General features: G+C 38.0%; 15 protein-coding genes. 3 read left to right on the top strand and 12 right to left on the bottom strand.

The genetic code is table 11. The features are described 5' to 3' along the window. Positions 1-62: 62 nt before the first annotated feature. The 10 genes from KUA49_RS02040 to KUA49_RS01995 all read right to left on the bottom strand — a co-directional run bounded on the left by KUA49_RS02040 (position 63) and on the right by KUA49_RS01995 (position 8970). On the bottom strand, positions 63-2513 hold the full coding sequence (locus KUA49_RS02040; RefSeq protein ID WP_218413347.1) for an NACHT domain-containing protein: 2451 nt from the start codon (positions 2511-2513) through the stop codon (positions 63-65). A 24-nt stretch (positions 2514-2537) separates the two neighbouring features. Continuing rightward, complete coding sequence (locus KUA49_RS02035) at positions 2538-2960, bottom strand: DUF4231 domain-containing protein (protein WP_218413346.1); 423 nt, start codon at positions 2958-2960, stop codon at positions 2538-2540. Between the two features lie 4 nt (positions 2961-2964). Further along, positions 2965-4188, bottom strand: a complete 1224-nt coding sequence (locus KUA49_RS02030) for a tetratricopeptide repeat-containing protein (RefSeq protein ID WP_218413345.1) — start codon at positions 4186-4188, stop codon at positions 2965-2967. Positions 4189-4194: 6 nt separating this feature from the next. Then, positions 4195-4794: a TIR domain-containing protein gene (locus KUA49_RS02025; protein WP_218413344.1), complete on the bottom strand. Its 600-nt coding sequence runs from the start codon at positions 4792-4794 to the stop codon at positions 4195-4197. A gap of 345 nt (positions 4795-5139) precedes the next feature. Then, positions 5140-5298 (bottom strand): hypothetical protein, encoded by a 159-nt coding sequence (locus tag KUA49_RS02020; RefSeq protein ID WP_218413343.1) that lies wholly within the window; start codon positions 5296-5298, stop codon positions 5140-5142. A gap of 80 nt (positions 5299-5378) precedes the next feature. After that, on the bottom strand, positions 5379-5966 hold the full coding sequence (rfbC, locus tag KUA49_RS02015; protein ID WP_218413342.1) for a dTDP-4-dehydrorhamnose 3,5-epimerase: 588 nt from the start codon (positions 5964-5966) through the stop codon (positions 5379-5381). A 282-nt stretch (positions 5967-6248) separates the two neighbouring features. Then, positions 6249-7058 (bottom strand): hypothetical protein, encoded by an 810-nt coding sequence (locus tag KUA49_RS02010; protein WP_218413341.1) that lies wholly within the window; start codon positions 7056-7058, stop codon positions 6249-6251. A gap of 265 nt (positions 7059-7323) precedes the next feature. Next, entirely contained in the window at positions 7324-7917 is a 594-nt protein-coding gene (locus KUA49_RS02005; protein ID WP_218413340.1) for a Panacea domain-containing protein, read from the bottom strand. A 568-nt stretch (positions 7918-8485) separates the two neighbouring features. Beyond that, positions 8486-8767 carry a type II toxin-antitoxin system YafQ family toxin gene (locus tag KUA49_RS02000; RefSeq protein WP_117695740.1) on the bottom strand — a complete coding sequence of 94 codons (282 nt, stop codon included), beginning with the start codon at positions 8765-8767 and terminating at the stop codon, positions 8486-8488. After that, on the bottom strand, positions 8767-8970 hold the full coding sequence (locus KUA49_RS01995) for a hypothetical protein (RefSeq protein WP_117695734.1): 204 nt from the start codon (positions 8968-8970) through the stop codon (positions 8767-8769). Before KUA49_RS01995 ends, KUA49_RS02000 begins: the two co-directional genes overlap by 1 nt. A gap of 1052 nt (positions 8971-10022) precedes the next feature. Between KUA49_RS01995 and KUA49_RS01990 the strand changes: the two genes are divergently transcribed. From KUA49_RS01990 to KUA49_RS01980, 3 genes are all read left to right on the top strand, one after another. Further along, positions 10023-10262, top strand: a complete 240-nt coding sequence (locus KUA49_RS01990; protein ID WP_256624911.1) for a hypothetical protein — start codon at positions 10023-10025, stop codon at positions 10260-10262. Between the two features lie 110 nt (positions 10263-10372). Then, positions 10373-10495 (top strand): smalltalk protein, encoded by a 123-nt coding sequence (locus tag KUA49_RS01985; RefSeq protein WP_218413349.1) that lies wholly within the window; start codon positions 10373-10375, stop codon positions 10493-10495. A 32-nt stretch (positions 10496-10527) separates the two neighbouring features. Further along, positions 10528-11052, top strand: coding sequence for an N-acetylmuramoyl-L-alanine amidase (locus tag KUA49_RS01980; protein WP_218413339.1), 525 nt, complete (start codon positions 10528-10530; stop codon positions 11050-11052). Positions 11053-11581: 529 nt separating this feature from the next. On the opposite strand, the gene KUA49_RS01975 is transcribed toward KUA49_RS01980, so the two are convergent. Beyond that, complete coding sequence (locus tag KUA49_RS01975) at positions 11582-12058, bottom strand: hypothetical protein (protein WP_256624910.1); 477 nt, start codon at positions 12056-12058, stop codon at positions 11582-11584. A 12-nt stretch (positions 12059-12070) separates the two neighbouring features. Then, the gene (locus KUA49_RS01970) at positions 12071-14209 is read right to left on the bottom strand and encodes a peptidase domain-containing ABC transporter (RefSeq protein WP_412178592.1); all 2139 of its coding nucleotides are present in this window, start codon (positions 14207-14209) and stop codon (positions 12071-12073) included. Between the last annotated feature and the right edge of the window lie 51 nt (positions 14210-14260).

Genomic DNA, 14260 nt, shown 5'->3' with positions numbered 1-14260 from the left:
CTATAGTTAAGTTTTCATAAGCATTTCTTAATATAAGTTATTGATTTACAGACGATTAAATATTAATTTAACGCAGTATTGATATAACATAGATACACATATTTAGCTTTTCCTTCCGTAACCGCTGCCACATAAGCAAAAAATTCAAATATAAATTGTGCGTCTTCTGAATCGAATAAGTGCTCATCGCCTAGTATCTCTTCATTTAGAGAAACAAAACTCTCCCTCTCTGAAGTTTGCTTGCTTACCCAATATTTTTCAGAAACAGACGGCCATATTTTATTGATCCAATCATAAAGTTCAGCATCATCCATTTGCGAAACTATCTTCAGTAAAATCAAGATATTCAACTTTGGATGTAACTTAGTATTCCATCTTCCCCTAAACAACAATTGCTTTGCTAACTTTTCTGGATTTTTCAAAACTAGTGATTTCAAAAGTGCAATATCATCTTCTGTTACCTTAGATTCATCTACATCCCAAATATATTTTTTAAAGGCAGGTATATACCAAGGCTGAGATTTCTCAAAATCCAAAATTTCTCTATTTTCTTCATTCTTGGCATGGACTAAAAGATACGGTATAATTCCTTCTTTCAATTGATGCCCATCATGAGTATACTTATGAATCAACGTTTTCTGTTCTTCTACATTTTCTGACAGAGTATCCAAAATATAGTGAGCTAAGAGATAGTCACGGAAGGTATCGTAAGTAAAATTAACAATTTCAGTCTTTCTTACTAAAGAATCCTTTTTCTCAGATAAATCTTTCCTAAGTAATATATTCTCATCCAAGAATCTTAAAAGCATATTCTCATCCTCTTCTTCCATCTCTTCGAACAAATCTTCTATCGGCACATTGAAGAAGGTATCATTTTGTATCATATACTTAAGAATCAAAGAAAAGAATTTTTTGATCTTTCTTTTTCGTAAAACTTTACGTCCCACCCAATCATGCGTTTCCGCTAGCCTAGACAGCATTTTATCAAAGTAGACTGTAAATAATTCATCACGCTTAATATGGCTAACCAAACCTAATTGTTTATCCCTATTGGCTTCACAAAAAATGCGAAGGAGTAAAAGATTGTTTGTCAAACATGATTTCACACCTTCATCTAATGTAATGACGATATTGAAATATCTAAAATATTTCTTCAACAACAAATCCTCATCTCCATCATGAATATGCTGATAAATATCCCTTTCGATAATCATATCGTCACTAAAAGCATTCAACAAGTCACTAAAATTTTCGTCAAAATATTCACTTCTGCATGTCATTATTATTTTTACAAAGTCAAAAGCCATAAATCTCTTCAGAAATTTTTCCAACGAGACTGCAAAGCGCTCAGGGTATGGGTTTTCATTAAGTCCATCAATGATAAAAACTATAGGCTTACGTATGGCATAACAATACTTTGCTACTTCATCCATCATTTTAGAAAAAGAAATATCTAGTGATGGACAAATTGTTTTTACAAAAAGATTCTCAACATCGGTAGCGTCTACTTCATATCCATTGACATAAGCAAATGGTATATGGCGTTTCAAGAGTACATTTTCCGTAAAATCACATAGGAAATTGGTTTTTCCCTGCCCAGCGTTGCCTGTTAACAAACAGAGTTTTGATGTCAAGTAAGTTAAATCTGTTACTTTCTTCCCACATTTTGTAGAGCTAAAATAATCTTCATTGCTATTTTGAGAAGACAAACTCATACCTTTCTCTTTGATGTACTCTCTCATTTTTAAAAGAGGTTCATAAAGATGAGAAAAAGATGAAAAAGATTTATCGACTTTGAACTGGGTAACATTGAAATTAAATTTTGGCTTATTCCATAACCTTCTTCCTCTGTTAAGACGGTCAAAATTCAAACGGTATATCTTATCCGCGACATATGGTGTAAAAAGGTATGGATCCACAAAATATCTCAAGTGTTCCTTCAAATCTCTTTTCTCCAGAAATGTATCAGGAAGATACTTGCCTGATTTTATATTCTTTTGAATTTGGAAATCAGAATACAACGTTTCATCATTCTTCGAAAACATGTTCTGAGGGCAATCATAAGCATACTTCACTTCCCGCTTTATGAGATGATAAAAGACCTCCTTATCCGTAATATCTATTGGTAAAATAGAGGAATGATTGATGTCAAAAGGCAATTTATTGGCATCAAAATTATCCTTGTTTGCCAATTTCACAATCTGCTCGTGGCCATGAGACTCTTCTGCTCGACCCAATTCATACATTACGTTAGAGTTAGGCAACCTCTTTTCATAGAGTTCTGCTACTGGTGTCAAATCCGCAACAAAAACATCACAATCATGAATCTTTTTTACTACCACTCCCTCTATTTGAGGAGAGCCTAATTCTCCTCGTAAGGACTCATCATAGATAACTTCACAATCCAATTCCTGGCTAAGTTTTTTACAAGCCTTCTCCAATCCACTTTTGATTGTAGAATGGTTATCAGGAATATCAGACTGCCAAGAGAAAAATACAACTAACCGACGCATAAGTAAAAAAATACACACAAGAAACTAGTTTGCTCCTACAGAAGTTTGTTGATCTTCATTAAACATGAGCTGCCAATCTGCATTAGTTTTCTTTAATATTTTCATGACTGAATCAACAAAGGCTTTCTCTTTGTCTGAACCATTATAAAGTCCTCCTCCAACTTTATAATGAATTTTCTCTATTCGCAAAGATTCTGCTGTTAACCTATATAGTTTCCACTTGGTCTGAAACTTAAATAGAGAATTTATGCCTACAGCTATTGCTACAATAGCAGAAAGAATAGTTCCACACAATGAACTATATTGTATAACGGCTGCAGATATAATAGAGCCGGCTATTGATATGATGGAACAGATGATATATCCCCATTTATTCAAGCAACTTTTTGAATCATGCCACTTGATTTGAGGGTCGACGAACTCAGTAATATATTTACTAACATCCATAAGCTTAAAGTAATTTTTGTAATTTTTTCTTCTGCTTCATATAAGTATTCTTTTGCCTTTGAGAACAATGCTCTAAAAAATATTTTTCATATATAGCATGCCGTTCATCATTTAAAGCAAAAAGACAGGAACTCACGGTAGCAATTACCCAGATTCCATCCTCTTTTTTAAGCAAGTCTGTAACGTCATCTTCTAAAGGTAGATAACGCTTGATTATATCTTTCCAAACTTTTTTTGCTTCAAAACGAGAATAAATCCTTTCTTCATCCTCTAAGTCTATGAAATCAGCTTTAGATTTCAAATATAAGCAATATGCATAGTTTTCTCCAGTATAATAATCTCCACAGATTTTGTAACCCTTACCATAACAATCAATAGCCCTATTTAAAGTTGCTAAATCATCCGTATGCAACTCGTACATCCGCTTATAAACAGCTCCCAAAAGACCTAAAGTTTCAGAATTGTTATTTTGAGGAAGATTTCCTAATATTATTAAAGCATCGTTATACGCTATTTCAGGAGAGGGCAATTTAGCCATATATGTACAATATGCTTTTTGCTGTAAATAATATTCTTCTTTTGGCTTTATTTCTACGGCTTTTGACCAAAACATTAGAGCTTCCTCCCATTTTTCCTCCTCACGTAATCTTTGGGCTTTTTCAACAATAGCATAAAGGCATACTTCCTCTTTTGCAAGATCTGTTATTATTGCATCGAACTCTGCTTGGGGTAATTGGGGACAATCGACCCCGTTTATATAAGTATAAAGAGGACTATCTGTGTGAGGATTAGCTAAGATGTCGTTAATCATACTGCTTAATTTTGTCTTAACCCTCTCAACCTCATCTACATCCATAAATAACCCCTCATTTTTATATTGAATAATTCGACAATGGTTTATATCAAACGGAATCGTTGATGCAGAATCCATCATGATGATAGTTGAATAAGGTTTCACTGCATGCCGAACCCCCAACTCATAAACAGCATTAGGATTAAATGTTGTAACATCGGCTATAACCAATTCTGCATGCATGAGCAAAGCATACATGCTCCTATCTATTAAAGAAGGGTCTTTAACCTCATCACCTCTCACGCATCTATACCCAGAAGATACTACAACAGGCTGGATAATAGTCTTATAGACTTTATCTAAATCAACCGTCTTTCCTGTGGCATAATCCATTTTCTTGCCGTACCCCATGACAACAAAACAAGTCTGTTTCATAATTTTCTATTTTGGATAAACAATAACCTTATTGGCTATATCTTGACTGCGTTTATCAAATGCCATATCTATGTATTTATTTGGTGCTTTTTTAAAATCTTCCCACTTGACAAGCACACAATATCTATCCTCTTCCGTATAATGGCATTTATCTTTATGATCCAAGTAATAATTACACCAAAACTCCTTAATGATAGTAGAATCGTTAAGATCTATCCAACGATGGCTCTTGCCACATATATCGCATGTATAGTTTCCCTTATAAATTTTATCTATCATATCAGGTAAAACTACGCCCAAAATACCATTTCGAGTATTATTCTTGCCATTGTATAATGAAGCCTGTAACTCTCGCTTAATATATTTCTGCTCTTCTTCTCCTTGATTTTCTGCACTATGTACACCTATAAGAACAATAGTCACCGTAGAATCTGCCAAATAATCTTCACGAATTTTACGCATGATATAATCTTCATCTTCCGAATCGATAGGTTCATTTAATGATTTATCAATCATGTCGACTTTATTATTATCACTCCATTTCTGAATTTCAGTTTTGTAATTTTCATCTTCCGTTTTGAAAGATATAAAACATTTATGTCCCATAATCACCTCCTATAGTTTTGTAATTATAAACACTAAAATATATTCTAATACAGCGTCTCCACTATATTACAAGTAGTTACGCCCATCAGTTTTTAGAAAAAAGTTATATTGTATCGTTTTGCAGAAGATAAGCTGCACTCGGCAATTTGAAAGCCAGTTTTCATTTCGCTCGTTAGCATTATCTTTTAGGATGAAGGATTGCTAAGCAAACTCCTTTACCTCTGCTATTTTTCATCATCGCTACATCGAGGAGAACCTTATAATCACTGAATGAAGTTTAGATTACTTTCAAAAGAATCTTAGACTACTTACCTTGTATCTTAAGATATTATTTGTAAGCAGTCACTATTCTTCTGCATCAGCGTTCAGTTCGTCACAAAAGGCCTGTGCTTCTTTTTTGCTACTAAAAATATCCTTAAGATACACCTCACGTTCTGTTACCAAATTAACAAAATAGACTCTATAAGTCCCATCCATTTGTTCTTCTACACAGTATCTTTTCATAATAAATAATAATTAAAAAAATTGATTTCAATAAATATAGGATAAATATTAACTATTATATCAGTATCCTTAATATATCCTTATTTGTATAAATCTACGTTGATATCGAAAGGACTATCAAAATCTTTCAGCATTGCATGCTTCGTATCTTTTTCTGAGAGATTAGCATGCTCGGTTGGGATTTTCCAATCAATACCGAGAGTGTCATCAAGGATGCTGATACCTCCATCAGCCTCTGGATGATAGAAGTTATCACACTTGTACTGGAAGACTGCTGTTTCTGAGAGAACGGCGAAACCATGAGCAAAGCCCTTTGGAATGAAGAACTGGACATGATTGTCTTCGGTTAACTCTACGGCAACATGCTTGCCATAGGTTGGTGAACCCTTGCGGATATCTACTGCTACATCGAGCACTCTACCCTTTACGCAGCGTACCAACTTACTCTGGGTATATGGTGGGCACTGGAAGTGCAAGCCTCGCATTACGCCATAGCTGCTCATAGACTCATTATCTTGGCAGAAGTGAACACTGTGTCCCAGGATTGGGGCTACCTTCTCTTCAAACTCTCGTTCACTGAAGCTCTCGAAGAAGTAGCCACGAGAGTCGCGGAAGAGGCGTGGCTCTATAATGAGGACGCCTTCAATATCTGTTTTGATTATATTCATTGTTCTAACTTAAATTCTTACATAAGATTTTTTCGAATCACCCCGTCCCTCTTTAGCCAAAGAGGGCTCCACTTTCTCCCCAAGCCCCTCTTCAATAGTCTTTACGACTCCTTCGGTTCCCCTTGTAGGGGACAGAAACCTCAGGAAGCGGGGATGTAACCGCCCTCCGGTGCTCAGAACCGCTACGCTATAAGGTTGGCGGACCATCAAAGGTCTCGCCAGGTTGTGCGGGATGGAACCGCTTTGCTATAGCTTACACAATTATACAATTCGATATCAACTTCACTTAAATATAACTTTATTATGAAAGGCGCTTTCTTTGATAATAGCTTTAGGAGCATATTGTTGAACCAAGTTATCAACAAGTTTTCTACTTTCCTCAGATATATTTGGACTCAGTGTTATTTCAAGCTGATCAAATATATCGTCCTTTAAGTGAAGAAAATAACTTGAAAATGATAAATCCTTCATTTGAGCGCATTCGTTTGCAAATTTTTCTAAACCATCAGTTTTACCTGCATAATTATAAGGATTAAAAGGGAATATCGTTAATGCAAAACGAACTTCTTGTTGAAATTCCCAGCTTTTATGTTTAAACCTGCCAAGTCTATCGATATCCAGCACATTATACAGTTTCCCATTGCTACATACCAAATTTTTAATCTTACCTACTGCTATTTTGGGATTTAAAACATATTCAACGTGTCGAAAGAATATTTCATTCTCTTTATCCCTGCTTAAATCTATGGGCATAACCATATAGTCAGAGTTGAGGATTTCATCAACAGGAACTAAGCTTTCACTTATTTGATTTTTTACATAACGACCATTTGGTATAGGAGAATATGTTTTAAACATTTCCTGTGGAAGTGAAATTCTAATTCCTTTAGTTATATCAGTAGTATACATCTTCCAAAGAGGAATATTTTCCTCTTTGCTTTCCGTCCAACAAGATATGAACATATACTTAGCAAATTCACTTACTGTATATTCCATCACATCGTCTACACAATCAAGACGCCTAAATAGGATAGACTTACCTGAAAGTATTTTTTCCAATGTATCAACTGAAGTATAATGATAAATTCTCATAATTATATCACAACTATTAAATGACCACAATGATAGAGGCAATCACTGTAACTTCTAATTTGCTAACATCTAACACTCTTAAGGTTGCTCCTGGCTTTATGGAGAAATAAGATTTCATGATTTTATATATTGTTCCTCATTGCAGTATCGCTCTGCACTTGTCGTCGCTCGAATGAGGAATATTATTTTTATTCTACTTTTGATAGGATTACCTCTAGAGAAGTTGCCATCAGAGGCAGTATGTTCCAAAATAGAACTAACTCCCTTAAATCCATGACAATGCTTTTTGAAAAGATTGACGGTCACGAATAATACATAGCATGTCTTTGCTTGCTCCTGCCGCAGCTGCCATATCATACATGGTTATCTTGGAGTCCTCACCTGTTTTGTCTGCCTGACGTTTTGCACGTTTCCAAGCTCTGTCTTCATGTGACTTATCAGATAGGTCAAAGGATTCTACATCCTTGCACTTTTCAATCCATTTATCCAACATCTTCACATCAGCTACAGACAGTTCATCCATATCGCATTCCGCATTCTTGGAAGCTAGAACAAGTTGATGACCATCCTGAGAGATGGCTATATTCAATGAATCTGCAAAATCCTTCAATTCTGGCGAAGAAAGGTCTGCCTTGCCTTCAATACCACGCAACACCTTATAGGTTAAAGCTGGTACAGGACCATGCTTTCTTGCAACAAAGGTATCGTACATGATTGGCAATCCATACTCTTTCAACTGATCTTGCTGCGCAAAATACATTACCTTAAAGAGATGAATATAATCAACTCCTTCAGGGAATGCTTTCAGTATATAAAGCACTACTGCCTTTATTTTCAAAATCTGATCTATTGTCTTCATTATTGTATCTCCTTTTTTCCTGCAAATATAAGGGTTTTCTTTGAAACCACCAAATTTTTGGAGGAGTTTTTGCTTTGTGCTCTAATGTCCCACAGATTTCACAGATTAACACAGATTCCTTAGACCTATTCGTAAATCACCGTTAGAACGTAACTACTGATTTTCAGCAGTTAGCACATCCAACATTTTTCAAAAAAAGCATATTATTAATTGGTATTGCCAGAGCTGCCAATTAGGCAGTCTTGACATTCACCTTTTTGTTCGAGTTATAATTACATGGGATTAGGGACATGATAAGATTTTCGAAAGCCTACCCGTCCTTCCTTACCGTTAAGGAAGGCTCCACCTTTCTCACCAAGCCTCTCTTCAATAGTCTTTACGACCCCTTCGGTTCCCCTTCTAGGGGACAGAAACCTCAGGGACGAGAGGATGTAACCGCCCTCCGGTGCTCGGAACCGCTATGCTTTATGGTTGGCGGGGCATCAAAGCCCTCGCCAGGTTGTGCGGGATGGGACCGCTTTGCTATAACTTACTATAACATTTTACTCAGATAACTCATATTAGTGTGCTACCAGCCAAAAATGTCACTATGTGTACCTGTATCGGTTAAAATCAGAATCAATTCTTTATCATTTTGTTTCCAAACTAAAAGCCAATCGGAAGTAATATGACATTCCATACACCCTTTATAGTTTGACTTTAAAGGATGTGGTTTATATTCTGGTGGTAAAGTTCCTGTTTCTGCCAAAATAGAAATGACTTTACGAAATTTACCCTCAGAGCAACCTCGTTTCATACATTTTTTAAATGACTTTTTAAACAAAGTTGAATACTTAACTGTATATTTCATCATTCAGCAAGACTCTTCATTAATTCATCCAAATCATTAGTAGCAAAGAGTTTTTCATTCTTTGCTGCTTCTAATGCCTTGTCTAATCTACAAGCCTTAGGGGCTTTTTGCTTTTTGGCAACCCACCCGAATTTCTTAATCAATGATTTGAAAAGAGAAATATCGGTTGCAGGGACATCTAATGTATATGTAGCTGTATTCATAATTGTATCTCCTTTTTTAGGTGCAAAAATAAGGGTTTTTGATGAAACTACCAAATTTTTGGAGGAGATTTTGCTTCTTGCCCTAATCTCATGCAGATTTTCCAAATCTCATCCAGCACCTTCTTCACCACTTTCTTGTTCTCTATTATATAATCCAAGTCGTAGGGATAGAGCATATAATCCCAAAGAACTTGGTAGATGGAGAGGAAAATTGAATCGATGCCTTGACGAATCTTAGCATCTAAGCTGTTTTTGGCTTCAGAAATATGATGGTGTTAAATATGTTTCTGAATTATCGCGATTTCCACATTTCCAATCTAGATGGCTGCGATGACCTAATTCTATCGAGTTTATATCACATTTCATGCTCTTTGCAGAACGAATGACCTGTAGTTGTACAACTGCAGAATTTTGATTTTTTGAAGAAATTCAAAAATCAGAATAACCTACTGATTTACTGATAATTACATTCTTCTTTCATACTTTCAATATTCTTGCCGAAATATTTTCGAATCAGAAATACTGGAATTTTAAAGAGTTTTCATCAGAAATTTGTAAGAAATAATCCTTTTGAGTTTCAGTAACCACCTTATTTGCCAACAAACCTTAAAAATATCCTAAAAAGTGCAAACAGTGCTGCACTCTATAGAGTACATCACAGGAATTCAAAGATTATGTAATTTTGTAAGCGAAATCAGAAATGATTTTTAATTCATATATATAATAATGTATAAAACTACCAGAAAATGAAAGCAATGTATAAAAGCGAACTGGCTGCTTATGCCGGAGTGTCGACTGGAACACTGAGGAGATGGCTGATGCCGTACCGACAGCAACTGAATGAAATGGGTGTGAAACCAAAAGACCAGTTGTTGAGTCCGAAAGCAGTTAAGTTCATATGTGATCAGCTGTCTATCGATATATGACAATGTCAAACAGCACGCTTTTGAAAAGTCGTACCTTTGCAGCGTCAATCAGAACAAACGGGATTGCTAATCTCTTTGAACTGACGATGACATAACATTAGTATTAACATTTTAATTTTTTCAATTATGAGTAAGAGTTACAAAGTTTCAAAGAAGACCATGAACATGGGTCCTAAGATGGGTAAGACCGTCTATAGCGTTCGCCCTTACAGTTACGGTACCTTGACTACCAAGGACATTGCGAACCAAATCGCAATGGAGTCTACGGCAACTCCTGCCGACGTGATGGCGGTACTACCGATGAGGAGAAGAAGCCTACTACAGGAGACTCAACGAATGGCGGTGAGAACGCCGGCGGTAGTGTGAATACCGGTGGTAGTGAGAACGCCGGTGGCGGTACAGGGTCTGAGAACGGAGACAACACTGATGTTACAATCTAAACCGTATTGTTAAACCCTTTCAATTGATTCCTCATGATGAATGATTCTAATGGTTCCAAGAAAATTTCTTGGGTGCAAGTTGTGAATGCCATCGTGCAAGCTCTGATTGCTGCACTCACGGCATTGGGAGTAAGCTCCTGTGCAAACTATGTCAGTTAATAGTTAACAGTTTATAGTTTAAAGAGCCTATTATGATTAAAGATACATTTCCTATGAACATCGGGGAGGAGAAGGTACGCTCTGAGCGTACACTCCTCGCCGGAGTTGAAGACGGCAAGAACATGATGTCTGCCGACTCTGTGAGATTTTTGGTGCTGCATTGCTCGGCTACCCGACGCAATCAGGACTATAGTGTGGAACAACTTCGACGTGACCATAAAGCCCGTGGCTTTTATGACATCGGCTACCACTTCTATATCCGAAAGGATGGTACGATGACGCAGCATCGCAAGCTGCTGGAAGTGGGAGCCCATGCTAGACCTTATAATAGATGCTCTATCGGCATCTGCTATGAAGGAGGGCTTGATGAGCAAGGCAAGCCTTGCAATACCATGACGGCAGAACAGGAAACGAGACTCGTTGATCTGTTCAAGAATCTGAAGACTCTCTTTCCGAAAGCGAAGATCGTGGGGCATCGGGATTTGCCTGGGACTACTCCCAAAGAGTGTCCGTGTCTGGATGCTGGCAGCTGGGCTACTCATCACCACCTTGATTAACTCTTTTTCGAAAATCACCCCGTCCCTCTTTAGCCTTAAAGAGGGCTCCACTTTCTCCCCAAGCCCCTCTTCAATAGTCTTTACGACCCCTTCGGTTCCCCTTCTAGGGGACAGAAACCTCAGGAGCGAGGGAGAAAACCGCCCTCCGGTGCTCGGAACCGCTACGCTATAGGGTTGGCGGACCATCAAAGGTCTCGCCAGGGTGTGCGGGATGGGACCGCTTTGCTATAACTTAGCTATAACATTTTATAAAAATAACTCGCTCTAAATTGGGCTTTGATTGAAAATCAAGAAGTTGGGCGTTTGCCTATATTATACAGGTAACAATATGGAAACGAGCGGACTTCTGCTTGTTTCTGTATTTTGCAATATGCAAAGAACGCCTCAATTCGAGGGCAAAGATACGACATTTTTCTAAATATCCCATAACTATCAAGGAGAAATTTACGGAATTTAGAACTTTTTGAGTTAAATCAGATGCTTACCAACAATATGTATCCAAAAACAAACAGCAGTATTCGGATATAGCTTATCCGAATACCTGCTGCCATAACGTTTTGTTGCTGACGATGATTCTGACATCAGCTTTCATGTACTTTTGCAACACAGGGGACTTTTGTCTCTGTGTGTTCACTGTGGCTATTGCCATAAAATAGTTGCCATCTTTTCTATGTATGAGTTTGGCATTATGGCTTATGATGTCGCAGTGATAAGATGCATTGTCGTTGCCCTCAAAAGAAACGTGAGCAGTTCTTGGCTCATCAAAAAGATACAAATACTTGTATGGCACAAACACCTGTATTGTTCTTTGGTTTATAACCTCACCATTAGCCTCTATGGATATAGGATAAGGTGTCTTGTAGAAAGCAACTGCGAGGGCGAGGACTATGATCGTAATGACAACCGTTCCCAAGCTGACGAGGCGAGGAGGAACCTTGCCTATCACGTTCCTCACCTTCTCGCTTCTCAACTCGATATTATCTGATTCTTTTTCTTTCTGTTCCATATCAAAAACATTTTAGTTTCCCAATTCCAACTGATTCTTCACAAGATTATAGTATGCCCCTCGTTTGGCGGTCAAAGACTCATGGTTGCCTTCCTCAACCACTTTGCCATGGTCGATGACCACGATTTGGTCGGCATTCTTCACAGTGCTTAAGCGATGCGCAACAATCACCACAGTTTTCCCTTTATAGAATTTGTCCAAGTTCTCCACAATACTTCTCTCGTTGTTAGCATCGAGCGAGTTGGTTGCCTCGTCAAGGAAGATGTAGTCAGGATTCTTATACACCGCCCTCGCTATCAAGATGCGTTGTTTCTGTCCCTGGCTCAGTCCCACGCCATCACGCCCAATCTTGGTGTTGAACTTCAGAGGCAAAGCCATCACGTAATCCTTGATGCAAGCTATCTCGGCAGCTTTCAATAACCTTTCCTTGTCTATATCGCCATCATCAACAGCAATATTTCTTGCGATACTCTCCGAGAAGATAACACCATCCTGCATGACAACACCACATTGTCTGCGCCACCACTTTTTGTTGAGTTTGTTGATGTCAGTATTTCCAATGTTGATTTTTCCCTCCAAGACAGGATAATAACCAAGTATCAAGCGGATGAGGGTGGTCTTTCCACTGCCAGATGCGCCAACGATGGCTGTTACCTTACCGTGCGGAATGTGAATGCTCACATCGTCTATGGTTTTGCGCAAAGCATGTGGGTCGTACTTGAACATGATGTTCTTGATATCAATGCCCTCATTCTTATCTTCAATAGAAGTTAGCAAGCCTTCCTTTCCATTCTCATCATCCATCTGGTGAATCTCGTTGATACGTTCCAAACTAATCTTCACATCTTGCAGAGAATAGAAGAAGTTCATCAGTTGCTCCACAGGCGAGTTGAGCTGTCCGATGATGTATTGCACGGCAAGCATCATACCGAGTGTCATTTGACCATGGATTACGGCGGTGGCTGCAACTACCGTGATGATGATGTTCTTCACCTCGTTGATGAAGATACTTCCAGCCTCCTGTGTCTGTTGGAGTTTGAGTGATTTCATCTGCACCCCGAACAAGTCTGCTTGCGTGTCCTCCCATTCCCATCTTCTGCGTTGCTCACAATCCTGCAACTTGATTTCCTGCATGGAGGTGATAAACTCGTAGGTCTTATTGTTGTTAATAGCTTGCTGCTCAAACAATTCATAGTCGAGCACCTTTCTCCGTTTCAAGAACAAGGTCATCCATGCGCCATAGAGGATGCTTCCCAACAAGAAGATGGCAAACACAAACTTGTTATAGAAGAACAACACCACCGAGAAGACCACGAAGGTGAGCATGGCAAAGGTAATATTGAGCGTTTGCTGAGTGAGGAAGTTGTTCACACGGCTATGGTCGTTCATTCTCTGCATCAAGTCGCCCATGAGCTTCGTGTCAAAGAAAGACATCGGCAACTTCAAGAGCTTGATGAAGAAGTCGCTCACCAATGAAATATTGATGCGCAAGGATATATGAAGCAATAGCCATCTGCGTATAAAGTCGATTACAGTTCTGCTGATGGTAAGCATCAACTGTCCCAACAGTATAAGCCAAACGAATCCTATATCTTGGTTCTTGATACCGACATCCACGATGGATTGTGTAAGGAATGGCAGGACAAGTTGTAAGAGGCTCCCGACTATCAAACCCAAGATGATTTGTCCGAAATACTTGCGGTATTTCTTCACATATCCAAAGAGAAATCGGAAAGACCTCTTTTCTTTTAAGTTCGCTTCACCCTCCATCTTATAAGTGAAGAAAGCAGGGGTGGTTTCCAAGAACATAGCAATGCCCTTGGCCTCTCCATTAGATTTCGTGCTTACCCAATGCTTTTTGAACTCATCTAAGCCATAAGTTACCAATCCTTTTCCTGGGTCAGCGACATAGAACTTCTTTCCATTCTTAACCTTATATAAGACTATAAAATGATTTTGATTCCAATGGAGAATACATGGAAGAGGAACTTTTTCCAAATCTTTTGTTGCTATTTTTACACAAAGAGTATGGAATCCTAATGTATTTGCCGCATCATTGATACCTAACATAGATACGCCTTCCGTTGTTGCGAAGCAAAGTTTTGACAGATACTCTGATGAATATTTCTTACCATAATATCCACAAATCATCTGTAAACATGCTATACCGCATTGCATGGAATCGTGTTGATAAATTATTCT

Source organism: Segatella copri (assembly GCF_019249655.2).
Classification (GTDB): Bacteria; Bacteroidota; Bacteroidia; order Bacteroidales; family Bacteroidaceae; genus Prevotella.
Note: the sequence above shows the minus strand (reverse complement) of the source record. Positions and strands in the feature narration are given on the sequence as shown.

Bases quoted from the DNA above. Each gene is read 5' to 3' on its own strand.
- KUA49_RS02040 (WP_218413347.1), bottom strand. From the start codon at position 2,513: ATGCGTCGGTTAGTTGTATTTTTCTCTTGGCAGTCTGATATTCCTGAT.
- KUA49_RS02005 (WP_218413340.1), bottom strand. From the start codon at position 7,917: ATGAAGACAATAGATCAGATTTTGAAAATAAAGGCAGTAGTGCTTTAT.
- rfbC (WP_218413342.1), bottom strand. From the start codon at position 5,966: ATGAATATAATCAAAACAGATATTGAAGGCGTCCTCATTATAGAGCCA.
- KUA49_RS02000 (WP_117695740.1), bottom strand. From the start codon at position 8,767: ATGAAATATACAGTTAAGTATTCAACTTTGTTTAAAAAGTCATTTAAA.
- KUA49_RS02020 (WP_218413343.1), bottom strand. From the start codon at position 5,298: ATGAAAAGATACTGTGTAGAAGAACAAATGGATGGGACTTATAGAGTC.
- KUA49_RS02010 (WP_218413341.1), bottom strand. From the start codon at position 7,058: ATGAGAATTTATCATTATACTTCAGTTGATACATTGGAAAAAATACTT.
- KUA49_RS01990 (WP_256624911.1), top strand. From the start codon at position 10,023: ATGAGTAAGAGTTACAAAGTTTCAAAGAAGACCATGAACATGGGTCCT.
- KUA49_RS02035 (WP_218413346.1), bottom strand. From the start codon at position 2,960: ATGGATGTTAGTAAATATATTACTGAGTTCGTCGACCCTCAAATCAAG.
- KUA49_RS02030 (WP_218413345.1), bottom strand. From the start codon at position 4,188: ATGAAACAGACTTGTTTTGTTGTCATGGGGTACGGCAAGAAAATGGAT.
- KUA49_RS02025 (WP_218413344.1), bottom strand. From the start codon at position 4,794: ATGGGACATAAATGTTTTATATCTTTCAAAACGGAAGATGAAAATTAC.
- KUA49_RS01975 (WP_256624910.1), bottom strand. From the start codon at position 12,058: ATGGAACAGAAAGAAAAAGAATCAGATAATATCGAGTTGAGAAGCGAG.
- KUA49_RS01970 (WP_412178592.1), bottom strand. From the start codon at position 14,209: ATGATTTGTGGATATTATGGTAAGAAATATTCATCAGAGTATCTGTCA.
- KUA49_RS01985 (WP_218413349.1), top strand. From the start codon at position 10,373: ATGAATGATTCTAATGGTTCCAAGAAAATTTCTTGGGTGCAAGTTGTG.
- KUA49_RS01995 (WP_117695734.1), bottom strand. From the start codon at position 8,970: ATGAATACAGCTACATATACATTAGATGTCCCTGCAACCGATATTTCT.
- KUA49_RS01980 (WP_218413339.1), top strand. From the start codon at position 10,528: ATGATTAAAGATACATTTCCTATGAACATCGGGGAGGAGAAGGTACGC.